28 protein-coding genes and 2 tRNA genes are annotated in these 21,167 nt (G+C 38.7%); 9 read left to right on the top strand and 21 right to left on the bottom strand.

Going from position 1 to position 21,167, the window contains the following annotated elements:
- Nucleotides 1-6: 6 nt before the first annotated feature.
- From BLW93_RS04295 to BLW93_RS04260, 8 genes are all read right to left on the bottom strand, one after another.
- Nucleotides 7-1,332, bottom strand: a complete 1,326-nt coding sequence (locus BLW93_RS04295; protein ID WP_158025377.1) for a ComEC/Rec2 family competence protein — start codon at nt 1,330-1,332, stop codon at nt 7-9.
- Nucleotides 1,333-1,399: 67 nt separating this feature from the next.
- Entirely contained in the window at nt 1,400-2,152 is a 753-nt protein-coding gene (locus BLW93_RS04290) for a tRNA1(Val) (adenine(37)-N6)-methyltransferase (RefSeq protein ID WP_076712876.1), read from the bottom strand.
- A 2-nt stretch (nt 2,153-2,154) separates the two neighbouring features.
- Nucleotides 2,155-2,664: a PH domain-containing protein gene (locus tag BLW93_RS04285; protein WP_076712875.1), complete on the bottom strand. Its 510-nt coding sequence runs from the start codon at nt 2,662-2,664 to the stop codon at nt 2,155-2,157.
- Entirely contained in the window at nt 2,664-3,851 is a 1,188-nt protein-coding gene (locus BLW93_RS04280; RefSeq protein ID WP_078058134.1) for an aminotransferase class I/II-fold pyridoxal phosphate-dependent enzyme, read from the bottom strand. Before BLW93_RS04280 ends, BLW93_RS04285 begins: the two co-directional genes overlap by 1 nt.
- A gap of 113 nt (nt 3,852-3,964) precedes the next feature.
- Nucleotides 3,965-4,810, bottom strand: coding sequence for a fumarate hydratase (locus tag BLW93_RS04275; RefSeq protein WP_076712873.1), 846 nt, complete (start codon nt 4,808-4,810; stop codon nt 3,965-3,967).
- A gap of 10 nt (nt 4,811-4,820) precedes the next feature.
- Nucleotides 4,821-5,762: a malate dehydrogenase gene (gene mdh, locus BLW93_RS04270; protein WP_076712872.1), complete on the bottom strand. Its 942-nt coding sequence runs from the start codon at nt 5,760-5,762 to the stop codon at nt 4,821-4,823.
- A gap of 57 nt (nt 5,763-5,819) precedes the next feature.
- A complete protein-coding gene (gene lspA, locus BLW93_RS04265) occupies nt 5,820-6,287 on the bottom strand; it encodes a signal peptidase II (RefSeq protein ID WP_076712871.1) in 468 nt (155 codons plus the stop codon).
- A 3-nt stretch (nt 6,288-6,290) separates the two neighbouring features.
- Nucleotides 6,291-6,794 carry a CPBP family glutamic-type intramembrane protease gene (locus BLW93_RS04260; protein WP_144444006.1) on the bottom strand — a complete coding sequence of 168 codons (504 nt, stop codon included), beginning with the start codon at nt 6,792-6,794 and terminating at the stop codon, nt 6,291-6,293.
- A 90-nt stretch (nt 6,795-6,884) separates the two neighbouring features.
- Between BLW93_RS04260 and purS the strand changes: the two genes are divergently transcribed.
- The 4 genes from purS to BLW93_RS04240 are packed head-to-tail and all read left to right on the top strand — an operon-like array spanning nt 6,885 to nt 9,444.
- Nucleotides 6,885-7,145 carry a phosphoribosylformylglycinamidine synthase subunit PurS gene (purS, locus tag BLW93_RS04255; protein ID WP_076712869.1) on the top strand — a complete coding sequence of 87 codons (261 nt, stop codon included), beginning with the start codon at nt 6,885-6,887 and terminating at the stop codon, nt 7,143-7,145.
- 8 nt (nt 7,146-7,153) lie between these two features.
- Nucleotides 7,154-7,849 (top strand): phosphoribosylformylglycinamidine synthase subunit PurQ, encoded by a 696-nt coding sequence (purQ, locus tag BLW93_RS04250; RefSeq protein WP_076712868.1) that lies wholly within the window; start codon nt 7,154-7,156, stop codon nt 7,847-7,849.
- Between the two features lie 4 nt (nt 7,850-7,853).
- Entirely contained in the window at nt 7,854-8,360 is a 507-nt protein-coding gene (locus tag BLW93_RS04245) for a deoxycytidylate deaminase (protein WP_076712867.1), read from the top strand.
- On the top strand, nt 8,329-9,444 hold the full coding sequence (locus tag BLW93_RS04240; protein WP_076712866.1) for an HD domain-containing phosphohydrolase: 1,116 nt from the start codon (nt 8,329-8,331) through the stop codon (nt 9,442-9,444). Before BLW93_RS04245 ends, BLW93_RS04240 begins: the two co-directional genes overlap by 32 nt.
- On the opposite strand, the gene BLW93_RS04235 is transcribed toward BLW93_RS04240, so the two are convergent.
- The 3 genes from BLW93_RS04235 to fabD are packed head-to-tail and all read right to left on the bottom strand — an operon-like array spanning nt 9,437 to nt 11,288.
- On the bottom strand, nt 9,437-9,781 hold the full coding sequence (locus BLW93_RS04235; RefSeq protein WP_076712865.1) for an Hpt domain-containing protein: 345 nt from the start codon (nt 9,779-9,781) through the stop codon (nt 9,437-9,439). The two genes, BLW93_RS04240 and BLW93_RS04235, sit on opposite strands and share 8 nt — an antisense overlap.
- Nucleotides 9,774-10,358 (bottom strand): nicotinamidase, encoded by a 585-nt coding sequence (locus BLW93_RS04230; RefSeq protein ID WP_076712864.1) that lies wholly within the window; start codon nt 10,356-10,358, stop codon nt 9,774-9,776. Before BLW93_RS04230 ends, BLW93_RS04235 begins: the two co-directional genes overlap by 8 nt.
- Before the next feature lie 3 nt (nt 10,359-10,361).
- A complete protein-coding gene (fabD, locus tag BLW93_RS04225; RefSeq protein WP_076712863.1) occupies nt 10,362-11,288 on the bottom strand; it encodes an ACP S-malonyltransferase in 927 nt (308 codons plus the stop codon).
- A gap of 140 nt (nt 11,289-11,428) precedes the next feature.
- On the opposite strand from fabD, the gene BLW93_RS04220 reads away from it, so the two are divergent.
- Both BLW93_RS04220 and BLW93_RS04215 read left to right on the top strand, forming a co-directional pair.
- Nucleotides 11,429-11,506, top strand: a tRNA-Pro gene (locus BLW93_RS04220).
- Nucleotides 11,507-11,518: 12 nt separating this feature from the next.
- A tRNA-Arg gene (locus tag BLW93_RS04215) sits at nt 11,519-11,595 on the top strand.
- Here BLW93_RS04215 and BLW93_RS04210 read toward each other — a convergent pair.
- Genes BLW93_RS04210 through BLW93_RS04195 form a run of 4 tightly spaced genes read right to left on the bottom strand, consistent with a single transcriptional unit; the run spans nt 11,596 to nt 14,893 of the window.
- Nucleotides 11,596-12,522 carry a 1-phosphofructokinase family hexose kinase gene (locus BLW93_RS04210; protein ID WP_076712862.1) on the bottom strand — a complete coding sequence of 309 codons (927 nt, stop codon included), beginning with the start codon at nt 12,520-12,522 and terminating at the stop codon, nt 11,596-11,598.
- Between the two features lie 8 nt (nt 12,523-12,530).
- Nucleotides 12,531-13,409, bottom strand: coding sequence for an acetylglutamate kinase (gene argB / locus BLW93_RS04205; protein WP_076712861.1), 879 nt, complete (start codon nt 13,407-13,409; stop codon nt 12,531-12,533).
- The gene (locus BLW93_RS04200; RefSeq protein ID WP_076712860.1) at nt 13,393-14,337 is read right to left on the bottom strand and encodes an amino acid--tRNA ligase-related protein; all 945 of its coding nucleotides are present in this window, start codon (nt 14,335-14,337) and stop codon (nt 13,393-13,395) included. The genes argB and BLW93_RS04200 overlap by 17 nt, the downstream gene beginning before the upstream one ends.
- Nucleotides 14,330-14,893, bottom strand: coding sequence for a metallophosphoesterase (locus BLW93_RS04195; RefSeq protein WP_076712859.1), 564 nt, complete (start codon nt 14,891-14,893; stop codon nt 14,330-14,332). The genes BLW93_RS04200 and BLW93_RS04195 overlap by 8 nt, the downstream gene beginning before the upstream one ends.
- On the opposite strand from BLW93_RS04195, the gene BLW93_RS04190 reads away from it, so the two are divergent.
- Nucleotides 14,867-15,568, top strand: a complete 702-nt coding sequence (locus BLW93_RS04190; RefSeq protein WP_076712858.1) for an O-methyltransferase — start codon at nt 14,867-14,869, stop codon at nt 15,566-15,568. The two genes, BLW93_RS04195 and BLW93_RS04190, sit on opposite strands and share 27 nt — an antisense overlap.
- Here BLW93_RS04190 and BLW93_RS04185 read toward each other — a convergent pair.
- The 5 genes from BLW93_RS04185 to BLW93_RS04165 form a co-directional block, all read right to left on the bottom strand.
- Nucleotides 15,565-16,716 carry an N-acetylmuramoyl-L-alanine amidase family protein gene (locus BLW93_RS04185; protein ID WP_076712857.1) on the bottom strand — a complete coding sequence of 384 codons (1,152 nt, stop codon included), beginning with the start codon at nt 16,714-16,716 and terminating at the stop codon, nt 15,565-15,567. The two genes, BLW93_RS04190 and BLW93_RS04185, sit on opposite strands and share 4 nt — an antisense overlap.
- 79 nt (nt 16,717-16,795) lie before the next feature.
- A complete protein-coding gene (locus BLW93_RS04180; RefSeq protein WP_076712856.1) occupies nt 16,796-17,536 on the bottom strand; it encodes a succinate dehydrogenase iron-sulfur subunit in 741 nt (246 codons plus the stop codon).
- A gap of 13 nt (nt 17,537-17,549) precedes the next feature.
- Nucleotides 17,550-17,855, bottom strand: a complete 306-nt coding sequence (locus BLW93_RS04175) for a hypothetical protein (RefSeq protein ID WP_076712855.1) — start codon at nt 17,853-17,855, stop codon at nt 17,550-17,552.
- Nucleotides 17,852-18,178, bottom strand: a complete 327-nt coding sequence (locus BLW93_RS04170) for a succinate dehydrogenase/fumarate reductase transmembrane subunit (protein ID WP_076712854.1) — start codon at nt 18,176-18,178, stop codon at nt 17,852-17,854. The genes BLW93_RS04175 and BLW93_RS04170 overlap by 4 nt, the downstream gene beginning before the upstream one ends.
- A gap of 1 nt (nt 18,179) precedes the next feature.
- Nucleotides 18,180-19,880 (bottom strand): FAD-binding protein, encoded by a 1,701-nt coding sequence (locus tag BLW93_RS04165; protein ID WP_076712853.1) that lies wholly within the window; start codon nt 19,878-19,880, stop codon nt 18,180-18,182.
- A 255-nt stretch (nt 19,881-20,135) separates the two neighbouring features.
- Here BLW93_RS04165 and BLW93_RS04160 point away from each other — a divergent pair, with 255 nt between their 5' ends.
- Together BLW93_RS04160 and BLW93_RS04155 are read left to right on the top strand one after the other, a co-directional pair.
- Entirely contained in the window at nt 20,136-20,702 is a 567-nt protein-coding gene (locus BLW93_RS04160; protein WP_144444004.1) for a Fe-S-containing hydro-lyase, read from the top strand.
- Nucleotides 20,702-20,884 carry a DNA gyrase inhibitor YacG gene (locus BLW93_RS04155; protein WP_076712851.1) on the top strand — a complete coding sequence of 61 codons (183 nt, stop codon included), beginning with the start codon at nt 20,702-20,704 and terminating at the stop codon, nt 20,882-20,884. Before BLW93_RS04160 ends, BLW93_RS04155 begins: the two co-directional genes overlap by 1 nt.
- On the opposite strand, the gene BLW93_RS08810 is transcribed toward BLW93_RS04155, so the two are convergent.
- The coding region (locus BLW93_RS08810) for a RidA family protein (protein WP_216818661.1) at nt 20,881-21,167 on the bottom strand (287 nt) is incomplete at its 5' end. The two genes, BLW93_RS04155 and BLW93_RS08810, sit on opposite strands and share 4 nt — an antisense overlap.

Raw genomic sequence — 21,167 nt, 5'->3', positions numbered from 1 at the left:
TAAAGGCTATTTTACACTTTGCTTAACTGCAACACCGTTAAACTTTAATATTCTCCTGCTATAAGGAAAAACATAATCCGTTACAAGCGTAGAATCCTTATACTTCTGTCCTTCTCCCGATAAAAAATAAGCACTGTTAAGCTTTCTCCCTGAAATCCTTTTTGTCTCATTGTAAACATAAGAACGGTTAAAAAGAAGCAAAACAGTAAAAATAGAAAAAACCACCAAAAGATAACTTCTGTTTATCTTAAGAATTAAAACAACAAATACAAGAAAAGTTAGCACAAAAATCTCGAATAAAGACAAATAAACATGAATAATGCCAAAATGCAAAATTCCAAAAAGCCATTTAATAAATAAAATTAAATATCCGCTGACTTTTTCCGTAGCAACCACAAATAAATTTAATTTAAAATATGTAATTTCGGATAAAAAGCATAAGAAAAGGAAAAGAGTAAACAGAGGTGTTAACAGCACCATAAAAAGTGGCGAAAACAAATTTACCGTCCCAAATCTAAAAACAACATAAGGAAGCGTAAAAAAGAAAGGAAATAGAATTAAGAAAAGCTTTCTTTTAAAACCATCTGTTTCCATAGCTGCAAAAATACCCAAAGCACCTAAAAAAGAAAGTATAAAACCGGAAGAAACAGAAAAAATAAGAGACATCAAAAAGGCAGTTAAAACGGTAATGTATATGTAATCGACTCTCCTACCGTGAATCTTCAAAAAAACTGCAATCACAATAAAGATATAAGCTCTTATTACCGAAACCGGAAACCCTGTAAATGGCATTAAAACCGTAAGAATAAAAAGTGCCCTCTTAAGCGAAAAAATCCTGAAAAGCTTCATAACAACTGATATAAAACCAAAAATAACCGCAACGTGAAGACCCGATATTGCAAGGAACGGATACACACCAGCCAGTGCCATGTAGGCTTTGACACTCTGAGGAAGGTTATACCTTACCCCCAATGTTACAGCTTCCACAAGAGATGAAAAAGGATAATCAATTGAAGATTCCACCTTTTCAGAGAGTGCAAATCTCACTCTATCCGGCAATGAAAGTAACCCACCTTTTTCAACAAGCATACCATCATCAGATACGACATCTCCAACAGAAACATCGTCCGAAACAGAAACATACCTTCCATCGGTTAAAAGGGCAACTCTTCCTTCATCCGTTTCGAAAATCCACTTTACTTCAGAAATAGAAGAAGATGAAAACACAGAGAGAAGAGAAACCAATAAAACAACAATAAGAGCTGAAAAAACAAGATCTCTTATTCCATATTTCACAAGATAAAGTAAAAATACAACCGCCAAAAACGGCAATAAAAACATACTCTTGATTTTTAAAGAAAGTGCTAAAAAAAAGAGAAAAATAATTAAAAGGGTGTGTCTACTTATCTTCAAAGAAAGCCTCGTATTTCCTTCTCATCTCCGGAGTATAAACCCTATTTTTCTTGTCTTCATAGATGATAAGAGAAGGGAGAACTTCTATCCCTTTTCCTCCCCCTTTTCTTGCTTCCAAAAGAAACAGATTCGCCTTCTCATCACGGGAAGGTTGAATAAATCGAAGCCTTTTCGGTTCAAGATTCTTACTGCGACAGAAAAAAATAGTATCAACAAATCTTTCAACAGGACAAACAAGATAAAAACGGCCTTTCCACCTTAAAAGATAAGCCGCAGCCTCTATAAAATCTTTTAACGTTCCTTCTATCTCATGCCTTGCTATGGCTTTATAGTTATCAGGATTTATTAATCCTCTTTTTACCTCCTTAAACGGAGGATTGGTAACAACGACATCAAACTTTTCTGATGGAAAGCAGCTCCTCACATTCTTAACATTTATACAAAACACATCAAGTCTATCTGAAAAACCGTTAACTTCTGCATTAAGTCTGGCTAACTCAACACACTCTTTAACAACATCAATCGCAGCACCTGTAACATTTTCATACTTCTCAAGGAGAAGCAAAGGAATAACGCCACTACCGGTCCCAAGATCTATGAAATGCTCTCCTGACTGACAACGAACAAAATCGGCAAGCAAAAAGGTGTCTGTCCCAAAACGGAATCCCTTCCTCTTCTGATATATAACAAGCGATTCTTTTAAAAAAGTTGTCCTATCAAGTTCCTTAATGTCAAACACACTCAACCCGAAAGAGATTTAAGAATAACATACCCAATAACAAGAACAGCAAGAACAACAAGTGCTATGCCGCCATATGACGGCTTATAACTGTTAACTATATCTTGCCAGTTCTCTGGCAATTTATTCCTATCAACCCGCTTCCCGATTTCTTCAAGAAGTTCTTTAAAATTTTCAACGGAATCATCTATCAAATAGCCGTTTTTATCCTTCGTAACAATAAATAGAAACGTCCGCCGGCGAGATGAAAAGCCGACAGACTCTATATCGTCCCATTTAACGAAACCGCTTTTAAAAAGATCCCTTATTTCTATCCCATCATCGGAAACTACAACTTTTCTCTTCAAAAGAGCAACCAATCTAAGAAGAACGGGAATAACCAGAATTGCAAGAACAAAGAAGTTAATATTCACGCCATACTTAACCGCAACAGAACCTAAAAAAACAAAATAAAGCAACGTCAAAACCGCATAGGTAGCAACATACAAAGGTGAACTTCTATAATCCTTCATCATTTCTCCATTATGGCCTTAACGGCAACTTCAAACCTATCAAGACCTTTTTTGATATTCTCCATAGAAGTAGCGTAAGAAAATCTCATATAACCGGGATAACCGAAGGCAGATCCCGGAACAGCCGCTATTTTCGCATTCTCAAGGAGAAAATCTGCAAACTCAAAATCATCCTTGAAACCGCCTTTTTCGATCACTGTCTTAACATTCGGAAAGGCATAAAAAGCCCCTTTTGGTATCGTGCACGTAACACCGGGAATAGAATTTAACTTCTCAACCATGTAACGCCTTCTTTCATCAAAAGCTTTAAGCCAATCACCAAGAAAAGCCTGAGGACCCGTCAAAGCAGCAACTCCAGCTTTCTGAGCAATTGCATTAACGTTAGAAATGGACTGAGAGTTTATCTTTATCATTGAAGAAATAATTTCTTCAGGACCTGCGGCATAACCGACTCTCCAGCCGGTCATTGAATAAGCCTTTGAAAGAGCATTTATTGTAATGGTAACCTGTCTGATTTCAGGAGAAATAGAAGCAATACTTACGTGCTTTTCTCCATCATACAAAAGTTTTTCATAACATTCATCGGAAGCTATCAAAATACCCCTTTCGGCACAAAATTTTCCTATTTTTTCTAACTCTTTTGCAGGGATAACAGCACCTGTCGGATTACTCGGAGAACAGAGAATAAGAAGTTTCGTTTTATCGGTTACAACTTTTTCCAAAAGGTCAACCGTAAGGACAAACCCGTTTTCCTCAGATGTTTCAACAAAAACAGGTGTTCCACCTGCAAATTTAACCTGTTCCGGATATGTCACCCAATAAGGAGCAGGAATCACAACCTCATCACCCTCTTCTATCACAGAAAGCATAAGTGAAAACAGGGCAAATTTTGCACCGTCCGTTATTACAACATGAGATGGCGAATAATCTATCCCGTTCTCTCTTTTTAACTTCTCGGCAACAGCCTCCCTTAGTTCCGGAATCCCGGCAGCAGGAGTATATCTTGTAAAACCCTCTTCCATAGCCCTTATCGCAGCTTCCTTTATGTGAGGAGGCGTATCAAAATCCGGTTCTCCTGCACCAAATCCTACAACATCAATACCTTTTCTCCTCATCTCTTTTGCCTTGGCAGTAATTGCCATGGTAGGAGAAGGATTCATATTAACAACACGTTTTGAAAGTTTTATCATTCCTATCCTCCAGTAATCAAATTAGAAAAACCCTTAGAAAAAATTATAACTTAATATTAACCACAAGGCAGGAGTTAAAAGGGGACAAGCGGGGGATTCCCCGCTCAATTTCATAGTTCTACTTCTTTATGTCTTGAAGCGTGACACTGAATATTCACCGCAACAGGAAGGGAGGCTATATGACAGGGATACCACTCAATTTTAACATCAAGAGCTGTAACAGTTCCCCCGAATCCGGCAGGACCAATTCCAAGCTTATTTATTTTTTCCAGGAGCTCTTCCTCTAACGCTGCATATCTTGGATCGGGATTTCTGTCTCCTATTGGCCTCATGAGAGACTTTTTGGCAAGATAAGCGACTTTCTCAAAGGTTCCACCGACTCCAACTCCCACAATAATAGGAGGACACGGATTTGGACCTGCTTCACTAACTGTCTCAAGAACAAACTTTTTAACACCTTCAACACCATCAGCCGGCTTTAACATGGCGAGACGGCTCATGTTCTCGCTTCCACCACCTTTAGCAGCCATTTTAATTTTCAATTTATCTCCGGGCACAATTGAGTAATGAATAATCGGAGGTGTATTATCCCCGGTATTTTTCCTGTCAAACAGGGGATCTGTAACTATGGATTTTCTCAAATATCCCTCTGTATAACCCTCGGCAACTCCTTCTTTTATCGCCTCGTTTATATCACCACCAACAATCCTGACATTCTGTCCTAACTCAACAAAAAGAACAGCAAATCCGGTATCCTGGCAGTAGGGAATCTTTTTCTCCGAGGCTATGGCAGCATTCTCCTTCAAAATCTCAAAAACATTCCTGCCTACCGGAGACTTTTCCTTTTCTATCCCTCTATCAAAAGAGGCAAGAACATCTTCAGGAAGATAGTAGTTAACATCCATACATAAATTTTTAACAGCCTCCCTTATTTTATTAACATGAATCTCTCTCATCTCTTATCTCCTAAAGAGGAAGTTTTTCAACAAGATTCTTAACAGATTCAACTGACTTTCTCCACTGCGCCCATTCATAATCGGAAAGCTCTAATTTTACAACTCTTTCTATACCGTTTTTTCCAAGAACAACAGGCACGCCAACACAAAGCCCTTCAGCTCCATAATACTTCCCTGCATCTCCTTCAAGATAAACACTGCAGGAAATGATTTTTCTTTTATTCCAGAGAATAGATACAGCCATATCAAGAATTGAAGCAGCTGGTGCGTAAAAAGCACTTCCTCTTTTAAGCAGAGAAACTATTTCTCCACCGGCAAATCTCGTTCTATTTACAAGCTCCTCAAGTTCCTCATCAGAAAGAAAATACTTAACCGGGATACCGCTTACAGTCGTATATCTTTTAAGAGGAACCATATCATCACCGTGACTTCCTATAACGAACGCCCTTATGTTTTCAACAGAAATCCCCGTTTTTTCCGAAAGGAAATAAGCAAATCGGGCAGCGTCAAGGGCACCTGCCATTCCCATGACCCTGTGGGAAGGAAATCCAGAAACTTTAAGAGCAGTGTATGTCATGGCATCAAGAGGATTAGTAACAACGATAATGAAAGTCTCAGGTGAATACTTTTTAATCTGCTCAGTTACACTCTTAACAACTTCAAAGTTTTTAAACAAAAGGTCGTCTCTGCTCATACCGGGCTTTCTCGGAAAGCCTGCTGTTATAACAACAAGATCAGAGTTGGCAGTATCTTCATAATTTCCCGTTCCAACAACCCTTGAGTTAAAACCTAAAATCGGAGATGCTTCCATAATATCAAGGGCTTTTCCTTTTGCAATTCCTTCATCAATATCAATAAGATAGACATCAGCAACCTCCCTTCTTGCGAGCAGAAGTGCAAGAGTAGCTCCTATGTTTCCGGCTCCGACTATTGTTATTTTTTTTCTTTCCAATTTTCGCCTCCTGAAAGTGAAATTTTGTGAAACGGAAGGAGAGAATATTGTATCACATCAAGCTTCTGCCTTTTTTTCCCTTGAAACGTTCAGAATCAACATTACCGTTCCCAGAAATACAGCTATATCAGCAACATTAAAAGTAGGCCAGTGATATTTTCCAAAATAAAAATCCAGAAAATCAACTACCGTTCCATAAACAATTCTATCATAAAGATTCCCCAAAGCCCCACCAAGAATAAGAGCAAGAGCAATTTTAAGATATAAAGAATACTCTCTTTTCGTCAAAAGCAGATACATTATAAAAATAACGATAACTATCGGAAAACCTATGAGCATTATAAACCTTCCCCACCCTGACGTAGAAGAAAAAATACTAAAAGCCGCACCTCTGTTTTGTGCCAGCACCAGATTGAAAAAACCGGGAATGACAGCGATAACTTTACCCTTTAAATACTTAAAAGCAACCATTTTAGTTATCCTATCAATTGCAAAAACAAAAAAAGCAACTAAAAACGGAATCAAAAATCACCTCCAAATACCAGAAAATTTACTCAAGAAAAATCCCAAATGGAACATAAAAGGAGCGACTATGGAATCGCTTTCTTCGTAGAGAACACCACAAATAATAGAAACCAAAAAGTAAGAAAAAGAGAACAGACTACGAGAGATAGTCAAAAAAATTAGAAAGTAAAGGAAACTCGATATAAGGTTCAATCTGGAAATCTTCCAGAAAATATATTCATTCTCGAATACGGAATAGAAAAAACCTTTAAAAAACAACTCCTGAGAGAACGCATCAATGAGAGCAACAGGAAAATATATAAGATTAATAAAAGGCAAAAAAACAAAAGCCGAAATCCCGTAAAGAAAACCTTTCTTAAAATTCCTGACTCCTAACTCCTCAAAACGTTTTCTGTAAACAAGAACAGGAACGACAACAAGACAGATTACATTAACAAACGGCTCAAATAGAGGAAAAAAAGTAACTGAAATTCCTTCCCCTACGAAAAAGGCAAAATAAGGCTTCATAAACTGGCATCTTTCACACCGTTTCAAAAACACGGCAAACCTTCCATGTGATAAAATTTCTATTGAAATTATGCAACAGAGGTGATAGAAATGGCAAATTACAATGTTAAAATTTTTATATCCTATAGAGAAGGCATCCTTGATCCTCAGGGCGTTGCTGTTGAGAAAGCCGCTCACAGCCTTGGTTTTGAAAAGGTAAAAAATGTCAGAGTAGGTAAATACATAACCATGGAAATAGAAGCTTCTTCAAAAGAGGAAGTAGAAAATGAAATCAGAGAGATGGCGAAGAGATTTCTTGTAAACCCTGTAATTGAAGAATACACCTTTGAAATTACAGAAAATAGCCAATGAGGTAAAAGATGAAATTTGGCATACCTGTATATCCGGGAAGCAACTGCGATAAAGATATAGGATGGGTTATCGAAAAAGTTTTAGGGGAAGAGGTTAAATACCTCTGGCACAAAGAGAAAAGTATTTCTGACATTGACTGCATAATTGTACCGGGAGGATTCTCTTACGGAGATTATTTAAGAGCCGGAGCAATGGCAAAGCTATCACCTATATCAGAAGCTATTTACGAATTTGCCGAAAAAGGCGGGCTTGTGATGGGAATCTGTAACGGATTCCAGATACTCCTTGAGATGGGGCTACTTCCCGGAGCCATGATGCCCAACAAAAACCTCTCATTTGTCTGCAAGTTTGTTCACCTTAAGGTGGAAAACAACGAAATTCCATTTACATCACTCTATTCGAAAGAAGAAGTCATAAATATTCCTATTGCTCACGCAGAAGGTAACTACACATGCACACCTGAAACACTAAAAAACATAGAAAAAAACGGGCAGGTTGTCGTAAGATACTGCTCACCGGAAGGCATCGTAAGCGACGAATTTAACCCTAACGGCTCATTGAATAACATAGCAGGGATATGCAACAAAAGAGGAAACGTATTTGGTCTCATGCCCCACCCCGAAAGGGCATCGGAAGCAGTATTGGGAAGCACAGACGGCTTTAGAATGTTTAAATCCATAGTTGAAACTGCACTGAAAGCGTGAAACGATGAATCGGCCTTCATGGGACGACTACTTCTTATCAATAGCATACATGGTATCCAGCCGTTCCACCTGTTTAAGAAGAAAAGTCGGAGCGGTTCTTGTGAAAGACAAAAGGATAATTGCCACAGGTTACAATGGAGCTCCATCGGGATTAAAACATCCTGACGAAGTGGGTTGTTTAAGGGAAAAACTGAACGTTCCGAGCGGCGAAAGACACGAACTGTGCAGAGGACTACATGCGGAACAGAACGCAATAATACAGGCAGCTTTACACGGAGTATCAACGAAAGGAGCTGTTCTTTACTGCACACACTGTCCGTGTAGTCTTTGCACAAAAATGCTTATAAACGCAGGTATCAAAAAGATTATATACGTTGAAGGCTACCCGGACTGGCTGGCAAAAGAGATAGCCAAAGAGGCAGGACTTACCGTTATTCAAATCAAAAAGTTTTTTAAAGTGAAAGTCGAGGAAGAAACAAATGGAAACAATGACAATAGTTCTAATAGATGACCAACCTTTCTTCCTCTTTTTTATGGAAGAAATGATAAAAAGCATCGAATTCCCTATGCCTATAGAAACAAAGACGTTTCGCAGCTCAGAAGATGCCCTCGACTACATAGAAGAGAACAACGTTGACATGATAATTTCTGATTACATAATGCCGGATATGAACGGTATAGAGCTTCTAAAGGAAGTAAGGCAACTTCCCGACAAAGAATCGGTAATTTTTATAATGGTAACGGCAGAACACGCAAGAAACATAAAAAGAGAAGCGCTTGCTCTCGGAGCAACCGACTTTTTAACAAAACCTTTAGATAAACTGGAATTTATTCCAAAAGTCAGAAACCTTTTAAGACTTCGTCTTAAAGAAAAACTAATTAAAAACAAAGCACAACTTCTCAAATATGAAATTGACCGCTCTTTGAAAGAAATAAAAATGAGAGACAGAGAAATCATCCTGAGACTCTCGATGGCTGCAGAATTTAGAGATGAAATGACCGGTCATCACATTGAAAGAGTCGCATTATATTCCCAACTAATAGCACAAAAACTCGGTTACAGCGATACCTTTTGCGAAAACATATATCTTGCAGCCCCTCTTCACGACATAGGTAAAATTGCCATACCTGACTCTATTTTAAAGAAAAAGGGCAAATTAACACCGGAAGAGATGGAAATAATGAAAAAACACACCATTTACGGATACAGGCTTCTTGCAAATAGCAAGGTAAAAGTTCTCAAAATGGCAGCAAGAATTGCTCTCTATCATCACGAAAACTGGGACGGAAGCGGATATCCTTACAAATTAAAAGGGAAAGCTATTCCCGTCGAAGCCAGAATTGTATCTGTAGCAGACGTATTTGACGCTCTTGGCGAAGCAAGACCTTACAAAAAGGGATGGGATATACACTCTGTCTTTAACTTCATAAGAGAAAACGCCGGAAAAAAATTTGATCCTCAAGTAGTGAATGCCTTCCTATCTTCAAAAGAAGAAGTTCTAAAGATAAAAGAGAACCCCCCTGCCGAAAATATAGTAGAAAATCCCCTATTAAACGACCACATAGATTTCAGACCACCGCCAATAATTACTTAGATATTGAATTAAGAGCTTTCACAAGGGAACCTTTCAAAATATCTTCAGGTGCACCATCAAGAAGTGCAAGCTGCACTTTTTTAAACAGACTTCCCTCTTCCTGCAAACCCATATTCCACAGTATTCCTTTTATAGTATGAGCCACATCTGCAGCCTTCTGAAAATCTCCTCCGTTTAAGGTTTGAATTAATTCCTCTATATTCTCTTTCAAATTCTCAACACCTGTATTTGCTATCATTTCAGCAGTATCTCTGTCAAACTCCATACTCAACAAATAGTCCAATGCGGCTTTTTTAATCCTATCTTTATCGAGCCTATCCATAGAATAATCAAACATATATATCCTCCAGAACAATACTAACAGCACCTCTATCGAGCATTTCCAAAACTGCTGCTTCACCGTCTTGAGGATTAATATTAACAGCTGCAACGGCATCTGACAAAAGAAATACCTGATAACCAAGATTTAACCCGCCAATGACGGTATGCTTTACGCAATAATCAGTTGCAAGACCTCCAACAAAAATTCTTCTTATTCCCCTCTCTTTTAAAAGAAATTCGAGTAATGTTCCCTGAAAACCTGAATAGGCTTCAAGCTCAGGCCTGTCCCCCTTGTTTATTATGAAAGTATCTGGAGGTAACCTGAGATTATCGTGAAACTCAGCACCTTCACTATTTTGAAGACAATGAACAGGCCACAAACCGCCGTTTTTTTTGAAAGAGATGTGATTCTCTGGATGCCAGTCTCTCGTAGCAAATATCGGAAGACCTGACGATGAAAAAACCTTTATGTAAAAATTCAACGGTTCTACCACTTTATCACCAAAAGGAACGGGCAGAGCACCGCCCGGACAGAAATCTTTTTGAACATCAACAACAATCAATGCGTCTTTTTCTGTCAAATTTAGCTTCATATCCTACCCTTCAAGCAATTTCTCAATATCCTTTGGCTTTTCAACACTAACAACTTTTATATTCCTTGTTATTCGCCTTATCAAACCTTTCAAAACATTTTTTGGACCTATCTCATAACACAAATCTATACCTTTAGATTCCATATAGCTAACATCTTCAACCCATCTAACAGGAGAGAACATCTGCCTGTAAAAAGAATTTTTCACCTCATCAGGTTGCTTCAACTCACTCACATCAGCGTTGTTGAGAAGAGGAACAGAAAGCATATTAAAAGCTATCTTTTCCATCTCTTCCTTCAACCTTTCAGCAGCAGGTTTCATAAGTTCAGAGTGGAAAGGAGCAGAAACTGCAAGCCTCACTATTCTTTTAGCTCCAGTTTCTTCAAGCTTTTTCTCAGCTTCTTCAAGAGCTTTTATATCTCCGGAAATAACCGTTTGCTCAGGGCTGTTATAGTTCGCAATCTGAACAAAACCTGAAATTACCGTTTTTAAAATCTCCTCTATTTTATCAGCAGGAAGACCAATAACAGCAGTCATGCCGCCCATTCCTTCCGGCACAGCTTCCTGCATGAACTCTCCCCTTTTCCTGACAAGATAAGCTCCGTCAGAAACTGAAAAACCATCTGCGGCACAGCATGCAGAAAATTCACCTAAAGAATGGCCTGCAACAAGCTCAGGCTTTACAGAAAATCCGTTTTTCCTCAAAACAGTAAGAACAGCCATACTCACGGTTAAAATTGCAGGCTGAGCGTTGTATGTAAGTGTCAGTTCACTTTCCGAAGATTCAAAACAAAGTTTTGCAATATCCATTTTCGCCCCTTCTGACGCCATTTCAAAAACTTCACGTGCTTCAGGAAAGGCATCATAGATCTCTTTTCCCATTCCAACATACTGAGAACCCTGTCCGGGAAAGATAAAAGCAGCTCCCATAAACAACCTCCTACAAGTTTATAAAGAAAGTTTATCATTTATCAGAAAGAGATAGTGAAGAAAGAGAATTTTTCCAAGCTAATTAGACTTGTTAGACTTGCCAACAGAAAGAACATTTCCTATATTTACCTCTGTCAATTCGGGGCATAGCTCAGCTTGGTTAGAGCGCGTGCCTTGGGAGCACGAGGCCGCCCGTTCAAATCGGGCTGCCCCGACCATCCCTTCTACCGGGGCCCGTAGCTCAGCTGGATAGAGCAACGGACTTCTAATCCGTAGGTCGGAGGTTCGAATCCTCCCGGGCCCGCCACTATTCCAGATAAAAAATAGCCACTCTCTCATAGACATCATAAACATCATCAGGTTTGCACAATTTTGGACCTTCCATCATCACCGTAGCCGTTCCGCAGGAAACCGCAAATGCCACAGCCTCCGCCAGAGTTTCTCCCTTATCAAGAGCGTAGATAAAACCGCCAACAACCGAATCACCGGCACCAACAGTATTAATAACTTTAACATCAGGAGGAACAACCCTTATAACTTTTTCCTCTGTTACGGCAACAGCTCCATATCTACCAAGAGAGGTAATAACAATCTGCACTCCGCTATTTACAACTTCTCTACAAGCTTCTACGATATCGTTAAAATCAAACAGAGGTCTTCCTACAAGCCGTTCAAGTTCATGCCTGTTAGGTTTTATGGCAAAAGGAGAAGCCGATATAGCTTTTCTTAAAAGTTCTCCATCTGCATCGACAAGGACACTACACCCTCTATTTTTAAAATATTTTATAATCTTTGCATAAAAGTCATTAGGAAGCCCCGGTGGAACACTCCCTCCCAGAATGAGAAAATCAGGTGAATGGCTACATATCCTCTCTTCCAGTTCTTTCACTTCCCTCTCATCCAAAATAGGTCCTCTACAGGCTATTAAAACATGGCTTTTCTTTCCCTTTTGTTCAAGTATCGTATTTACCCGCGTTTCACCTTTTATCTTAACGTATTCGAAAGGAACAGACTCTCTCTCCAATCCCCTCATAACACATTCACCTGTGCAACCACCTATAGTCGTAATCAGATGAGGAGATATCCCGAGCCTGCTGATAACCCTCGCAGCATTAAGCCCCTTACCCCCAGGACTTAAATAGGGATTTTCTACCCTGTTTGTGTCATCTTCCATCAGAACAGTTGTGTAGTAATAAACATCAAGACATGGATTGGGACAGACAGACGCTATCATAAGCCCCCCTATGAAATTTCCGTTCCTATTCCCTCTCTCGTAAATATCTCAAGCAAAACCGCATGAAGAATCCTTCCGTCTATTATGTGAGCCTTTTTAACTCCTGCCGATAATGCAATCTGGCACGCTTTAACTTTTGGAATCATTCCACCTGAAATTGTTCCGTCATTTATCAATGTCGGTATTTCATCTTTGGAAAGTGTGGAAATCAAATTACCTTTCTTATCTTTTATACCTTCTATATCAGTGAGCATTATTAACTTTTCTGCCTTAAGGGCAGCAGCAACTTCACCGGCAACAATATCAGCATTTATATTATAAACCTCAAAATCTTTTCCAACACCGACAGGAGCTATGACAGGAATAAACTTTGACTCAAGTAGTTTTAAAACTATCTCAGGATTAACCTTTTCAACCTCTCCAACAAACCCCAGATCCGCAACCTCTGAGGACTTTATTTCTGAAAGATATTTTTTTGAATCCATCTTTCTTGCAACAATGAAATTACCGTCTTTTCCTGAAAGTCCAACTGCATTTCCACCGTGAGAATTTATAAGCTTCACTATCTCCTTATTAACCTTCCCGACCAATACCATTTCAACGATATTCATGGTTTCCCTATCGGTAACCCTCATTCCACCGACAAAACGGGTTTCAATGTTTAGCCTTTTCAAAAATTCTCCTATTTGAGGCCCACCTCCGTGAACGATAACGGGATTTATCCCTATATACTTTAATAGAACAATATCTTTAGCAAAACTCCTCTTAAGCTCTTCCTTAATCATCGCATTACCACCATACTTTATAACAACGGTTTTGCCATAAAAACGTTTAATATAAGGAAGAGCTTCAAGTAAAACAGAAGCTTTCTCAATCAGCTTTTCCAAAAGACACCTCCCTGACAAGTTCCTCTACCGTAAATGGTATTACCTGTCTTATGCTTTCTTTCCCTGCAACTTTCATTAAAAGTCTATCAAATCCGAGAGCAACTCCCTCACACTTAGGCAAAGGCTTTTCCTTCAAAAGTTTAAGGAAACCCTTATCTACCGCTCTACCTCCTTTCTTTAAAAACTTCTTAATATATGATTCGTAATCTGTAAGCTCAGAATACCCGTTGGCAATCTCAACACCACCTATGTAAAGTTCAAATCTCTCTGCTTTTCCATTTTCTATCTTCGCCATGGCAGAAAATTTCTCGGGGTAATCATAGAGAAAAACAGGACTGTCTATTTTCAAAAGTCCTTTTTCAACTTTATCTACAAGTAAATAGAAAAAAGCATCTTCATAATTGTCAAACTTCGTCTTTGCTATCACTTCGTTTTCATCAAAGACATCAATCCCCGCAAATTCTCTGAACGCCTCTTCTACTGTAATTTTTTCAAAAACAGGTGAAAAATCAGGCTTAAAACCAATTTCTTTAGCATTCTCATAGGCTTTTCTTACTATCTCTTCAGTTTCTCTCATTCCGTCGTAATAACTACCCCCCTTTCTATACCACTCAACCATTGTAAATTCCACGTTATGAAGGAAACCTATCTCTCCATCTCTGAAGACCTTGCAAATCTGAAAAATTCTATCTGCTCCGTGCCATATCAACCTTTTCATAAAAAATTCAGGTGATGTGTGAAGAAAAAACTGATACTTCTTTCCAGAAAATTCTCTGAAATAAGATTCAACATTATCAACATTATCATCAGGATTTTCATAAGGAACAAGAACGGGAGTTTCCACTTCCATAAACCCATTTTTCCTGAAAATCTGTCTGACAGTATTTAACAAACAATCTCTTAATCTTAAAATTGAAACATCAACCAATCTTAATCACCTCCTCTATCGGCACGGGACGATATCCCGTAAATTCAACATTAACATTTAAACACTTTATTCCGCATATAAAACAACCGCAGTGTACTCCCTCTATGTTTCTGTGAACATGACCGTGAATAAGATAATCACATCTATAAAAATTGAACAGCCATCTAACACGAGCTATTCTGTCTCTGTATCTCTCTTTCTTCCGCAGATCAAGTGCAGGATAGTGAGAAAGGAAAAACCTTTTCCCTCTAAAATCAAGAAGTTTGAAAAACGGCACTATTTCATCAAAATACCGAGGAAGAATTTCCGCAGGAATCTCATCGTGATTTCCTTTCACCAGAACTTTCCTGCAAGGAAGAGCCTGCCATCTTTTCAAAAAACCATCTCCATCTTTGCCGTGCCAGGTAAAATCCCCCAAATGGTAAAGGATGTCTTTTTCTGTTAAAATTCTCTCCAGGTTTTCAAGAATCCTGTTTTCAAAACCTTCAAAGCGAAACGCACTTAAATTTATTATGCTTCGGTGGTAAAAATGAGTATCAGAGATGAAAAAAATCACGAAACCTCCTATCTAAAAGAGAGATGGCAGAACCGCAGTGAAATTATTCCACCTGACATAGAAGATTTTACCAGCAAATTCAACGAAAGAGAGCATCTCTTAAAAGAGATGGAACAATACGCATCTGAAAATAAAGTTCCGATACTTTTACCATCAGCCGCCAGATTTCTTCAGATAATCTGCAGGAGTAAAAAACCTGTAAATATCCTTGAAATAGGCACAGGAATAGGATACAGCACACTTTCCATGCTTTTTGCCTTAGAAGGAAAGTGCCACGTTACATCAGTGGATTTCAATATAGAAAGAATAAAAGTCGCCAGAGAATTTATAAAACGTGCCGGCTTCTCCGTAAATCTAATTTTTGATGACTCTTTTAATATCGTAAGGGAACTACTGTCCAAAGGAGCTACCTTTGATATGATATTTGTTGACTCTATGAAGTCAGAATACATTTTTATGAATTATAAGATTCAAGCTTTGTTAAAGCCGGGAGGTATTGCAATATTTGACAATGTTTTATTCAGAGGCTACGTTTGCAACAACCATCCGCCTAAATACAGGAAAAGCATAAAGCTTTTAAAAATGTTCCTCTCTCATGTAAAAACTTACCCCGGAATTACTACATCAATTATTCCCATAGGAGACGGATTACTGATTATTGAAAAACAGGATTAATACATCGCAACCTTGTCAAGAGAGTGAAGATAATCTTTTATTCCTTCAGCTATCCCGCGGGCTATCTCCCATTGATATTTACTCTGAACCAGTCTGTGTCTATCCTTTCTGTTGGTCATAAATCCTGTTTCTATAAGAACAGCCGGACGACCCGGCGTCTTGAGAACAAGAATGTTTCTTCGCATATCTTTAATTCCTTTAACAAGATTCTCGTTTGTATTCGCCTTTAATCTTTTAACTATAGATTCAGCAAGACGCTTACTTTCGACAAAAGTAACAGTGCTTGACAGAGAAACAATCACAGGTGTTATGCTCCAGCACATAGTATCCGAACATAACTTAACGTTTTTCGCTATCTCCTCGGCAGTATCCTGTGCCTTGGCAAAAAGAGTCGGTGATGCTTTAAAAACAGTAACACCACTCCAGTTAGGATGGTTCGGCATAGAGTCAGCATGAATACTTACAAAAGCATCCGCACACGCTTTCGCTGCTATTTCAGCCCTCTTTAAAAGCGGAACGTAAACATCTCTGTTTCTTGTCATTATTACCGTAATGTTTGGATCTGTTTCGAGAATACGTTTTACCTTCCTGGCAATAGCAAGAGTAATGTATTTCTCTTTATACTTTGGATGCCTCCAGTGGATAGGCCATATTGCACCGGGATCTTTTCCACCATGACCGGGATCAATGACAACTATCCGTTTTCCGAATCTCGGTTTACAACCTGAAGTAACAAAATCCGGGAAAATATCAATAACCAGACGGAAAGGTTTATGATGCCTGGCTTTTAAAGCAAATATCTTGTATTTATGAGGAACATCAAGTTTTATTCTTACCTTTGTTTTTGTTCTCGTTAAAGGAATAAGCTCCACATACCTGGCAAATTCACTGTGTAGCCTGTATCTTTTTCTGTTTGTTCTCAATCCTTTAACTATAAAAACCAGATAATTATGTTTTATATAATCGGAAATACCTTTTTTATCAACTCTACCACTTAAATCAAGAACAATTCTGACACGCTTTGAAGATGAAGAGTGCCTTACTCTTTTGATATACGGAATATACCTTCTCGCATCCGCAACATCAAAAGACGGAAGGGAAAAAATCCCTCCTAATGTTATAACTTTTAAGAAATCACGCCTCTTCATCTTTCAATTCCTTTAAAAGCAATAGCTGGAAAAATTCGCTGTAACATATCACTAAATATAATCCCGAAAAGGCGATTAATTAATGTTTCTTTCCGAAAATAACTGCTCTTCTCAAAAGCTGAAGGGCCAAAGCGGGATCACAACCTTTACCGCATACGGCAGAGCAGCTGGCGGCAAAGTGACATCTAAAAACACCCTCAGGAGAAGCAACAGTATCAAGTCTGTCTTCAAATCCTTCGTCCCTTGAGTCAAAAGAGTATCTGTAAGCCTGAGCAAGAGCTTGAGGTCCTATAAAACCTTCCTTAAAACCTTTTGAAAGATCGGGAGTTCCCATGCAAACACTGTAGCAACTTCCACATTTAATACAGTAAGCAAACTGAAGGTAAAGTTCCAGATCTTCCGGCGCCTGCTTTAGCTCTGAATCAGGTTCAATATCAAAAATGCTTTCTTTTTTATTTATGAGGAATGGCTTTACAGATTTGTGCTTCTCAAAAAACGGCTCAAGATCAACAACAAGATCTTTAATAACAGGGTATTTTGCAAGAGGCTCAAGCTTTATAAAATCGGTTCCGAGATGAACAATTTTTGTTATACATGCAAGAGCTGGCTTACCGTTAACTCTTATGGCACAGGAACCACATATAGCCATTCTACATGAATGACGGTATGACAGAGAAGAATCGATATTTTCCTTTATGTAATTAAGAGCATCAAGTATCGTTACAATACTTGCAAGCTTCGGAACTTTATAAACCTTCTCATAAGGCTCTTTATCCTTAACAGGATCAAATCTTTTAATGGTAAACGTATATTCTGCCATCTTAAACTCCCTCTCAAATAACCTTATGCTTTGCAGCTATGAGAACAACTGCAAGAATAACACCAACAACGGCAAACAGAAGGTCAACACCCTTACTGTATCCTTTCTTCTCAATAACAATTGATCTTATGCCGTAAAGGCCGTGATAGAGCATAACAAGTATGGAAAAGTCGAGAACATATATAAAGTAAGGTGTATGCGGATGGAGAGCTTCCTTTAAGGGTTTAATATGCATCATAAGGTTATGCATTATGAAAAAAAAGAACAAAAAAACGGCTGCAACAAGGTATAAAGTATAAAAAAGTCTTTCACTTCTCATGACGTCATCCCCTTTCCGATAATAACAACTGCAAGGAACAGAGCAGCAAGAGCCATAAAGATGTAAAAGAGTATTCTTGAATATTTAATAGAAACAGGGGAATACGGATACTCAATAAACGCAGGTTTCCCCACTAAAAAGCCAAGCTCGAGAATTATGAGCCTCATACCGTTAAAGGCATGGAAGGCAAAGGCGAAAACAGCCATCCAGTCGGCAAAAAAGCATACAGGACCTTTGGAAAGCACGTGCACAATCATGTAGATAAAAAGGTAAATACCTGTAATCCTGTGCGCTTTTGATATTCTCTCTTCCATCACCATCATATCAGTACTTCCTTTCCACTGGTTTGTATTTTGTAACTCTTACATCTCTGTAAGAGATTTTAAGTTCATCACCATCTTTTCTGACAAGTGTATGCTTTAAGTAATTTTCATCATCTCTTGAAGGATAGTCCGTTCTAAAATGAGCGCCCCTTGATTCTTTCCTGTTCAAAGCAGAAAGTGTAATGACTTCTGCAACATCAGCCATGTTTAAAAGTTCTTGATAGTTTATAAGCTCAAGATTATAAACCTTAGAAGTGTTTGAAACCTTAACATTTTTGGCTTCTTTTTTTACCTTTTTTATCTCTTCAAGTGCCTTTTCAAGTTCTTCCTGGTTTCTCTCAATACCGACAAACCTGTCCATCGTTTCCTTCAATCTCTTTCTGAGTGTATAGACAGAAACACTGGAACCATGACCTATATGAGAAAAGAGCATCTTCTCCTTCTCTCTGAGAAGAGATTCATTTAGCTCCTTTTTACCTGAAAACTCTTTAAGATTTTCAACCACTTTCTCACCGCAAAGTCTTCCGCACACAAGACACTCGGCGGTGGAATTGGTTCCGAGCCTGTTGGAGCCGTGAATACCGGCATTCGCATTCTCACCTATTGCATAAACACCAGGTTTTTCTGTTACACCGTAAACATCGGCAGCTATACCGCCCATAGAGTAGTGAGCAGCAGGCCTGATCGGAATAGGTTCGTTCACAGGATCAATACCCAAAAACTTCATACAAACTTCCCTGATAAGATGAAGTCTATGTTTTACCTTTTCCTCTCCTAAATGAGTCAAATCCAGAAGAACATAGCTTAAACCGTCCTTTTCAAAAGCTCTTCCCTTTTTAATCTCCTCAAAGATTGAACGGGAAACAATATCTCTCGGAGCAAGTTCCATAGCAGTAGGGGCGTAATATTTCATAAATCTTTCACCATCCTTATTAAGCAGATGACCGCCTTCACCCCTTGCTGCTTCGGACATAAGAATTCCGGACGGAATAAGACCTGTCGGATGAAACTGTATAAACTCCATATCTTCAAGAGGAAGTCCCATCCTCAAAGCATAGGCAAGACCATCTCCCGTTGAACTATCTGAATAGGTTGTAAAGGAGTAGATACACCCGGAACCACCTGTGGCAAGGACAAGTTGATTACCTACAATAAAATCAACCTCTCCTGTCTTTAACCTATAAGCAGCTAAAACATAAGCTCCGTTATTCTCAAATATATCATAGATAAAATATTCATCATAACGAGCATAATTTGAAAATCTCAAAAGATTATCGTAAAGCGTCTGCATTTCAAAAAAGCCCGTTTTATCACTTGCATAGGTCGCCCTCGGATAAGAGTGTCCCCCGAAAGGCCTCTGGGCTATCTTTCCATCTTTGGTTCTTGACCATGGACATCCGAGGTGATCAAGGAAGTAAATCTCTCTCGGACAATTTTCTACAAAAACCTCAACAGCATCCTGATCGGCAAGAAAATCACTTCCCTTGACAGTATCATATTCATGCTTTTCAAAGCTATCCTCAGGTGAAAGAACCGCTGCAGTTCCACCTTCTGCACATACAGAGTGAGCTCTCATTAATTGAACCTTTGAAACAAGACCGACAGAAACAGAATCTTCCGTCTTCCTTAAAATCTCAAGAGCTGCCCTCAAACCGGCAAGTCCGGTTCCTAAAATCACAACATCATGATAATAAACAGCCATATCCACTGCCTCTTCTACATGGATTTAATTTGCGGATGGGAATTATACCATAAACAGAGATTTAAAAACTACAAATAGTATAACACAATATAGAATCGGCAGTTAATAAGCATAGTATAAATGTAGCATAACCAGAAATGAATTTTAAACCTATCAGAATAACAGATAAACTTTGCTTTAAAATCACTCGTCGTTTATAATTAAGTCACTTATAATTAATAAACCATTTCTTAACCTTAAAGTATGGAGGCAACAATGGAACCTAAAAGGATAACAGCACCAATCGTTAACGTTTCCGTAATAGAGAACTTAAAAGCCGGTGACTTCGTTCTGATTTCAGGAGTAATATATACTGCAAGAGACGCAGCTCATAAAAGAATAGTGGAAGCCGTTGAAAGGGGAGAAAACCCTCCATTTGACATAAAAGGACAGATCATCTACTACGCAGGACCTGCGCCTGCAAAACCCGGAATGCCAATCGGTTCTGTTGGCCCAACAACAAGTTACAGAATGGATCCCTTTGCCCCTAAAATGCTTGCGTGGGGACTCAAAGGCATGATAGGTAAAGGAAAAAGAGACAAAGCTGTAAAAGAAGCAATTCAAAAATACAAAGGAGTTTATTTTGGCGCGATAGGAGGAGCTGCAGCTTTCCTCGCAAGGTGTGTAAAGTCAGCAGAAGTTATAGCCTACGAAGATTTAGGACCTGAAGCCGTTAGAAAGCTCGTCGTCGAAGACTTTCCCGCATTTGTGGTTAACGATATTTACGGCAACGATCTTTACGAAATAGGAAGAAAAGAATACCAGGAGCTTTTCGAATTCTAATGAAAGAGAAATCAAAGAAGATAAAATGTCCAACATGCGGAAAAGAGACGGAGTGGGAGAATAACCCGTTCCGTCCTTTCTGTAGTGAAAAGTGTAAGTTAGCCGATCTTCATAAATGGCTAACCGAAGAGTATACCGTTATTGAAAAACAACCGTTAGCAACAAACGATAACAAAAACTAAAATGTTCTTTTATAAGTAGCATAAGATCCTAAAATCCTATCATCTCCTCCATGAAAATGGCATTTTATGCAAGACTGAGGACCTATACCTCCAAATCGTCCGTGACATCTACCACATCCCCTTGGAACGTAGGGACGATTTGGAGCTCTATGATGAACATAATACCAGCTATTTACTCTATCCCTGCGTGTTAAACCCGCTGCAGCGGTTGTGTCAATAATTTTGTGTAAACCATTAGGAGTACCTCCTGGAGAACATATCCTGAAGTTCTTCCTTAGCCTCA

This window comes from Desulfurobacterium indicum (assembly GCF_001968985.1).
Taxonomy (GTDB): Bacteria; Aquificota; Aquificia; order Desulfurobacteriales; family Desulfurobacteriaceae; genus Desulfurobacterium_A; species Desulfurobacterium_A indicum.
The sequence above is the reverse complement of the archived record's forward strand: the minus strand, read 5'-3'. Positions and strand labels throughout refer to the sequence as shown.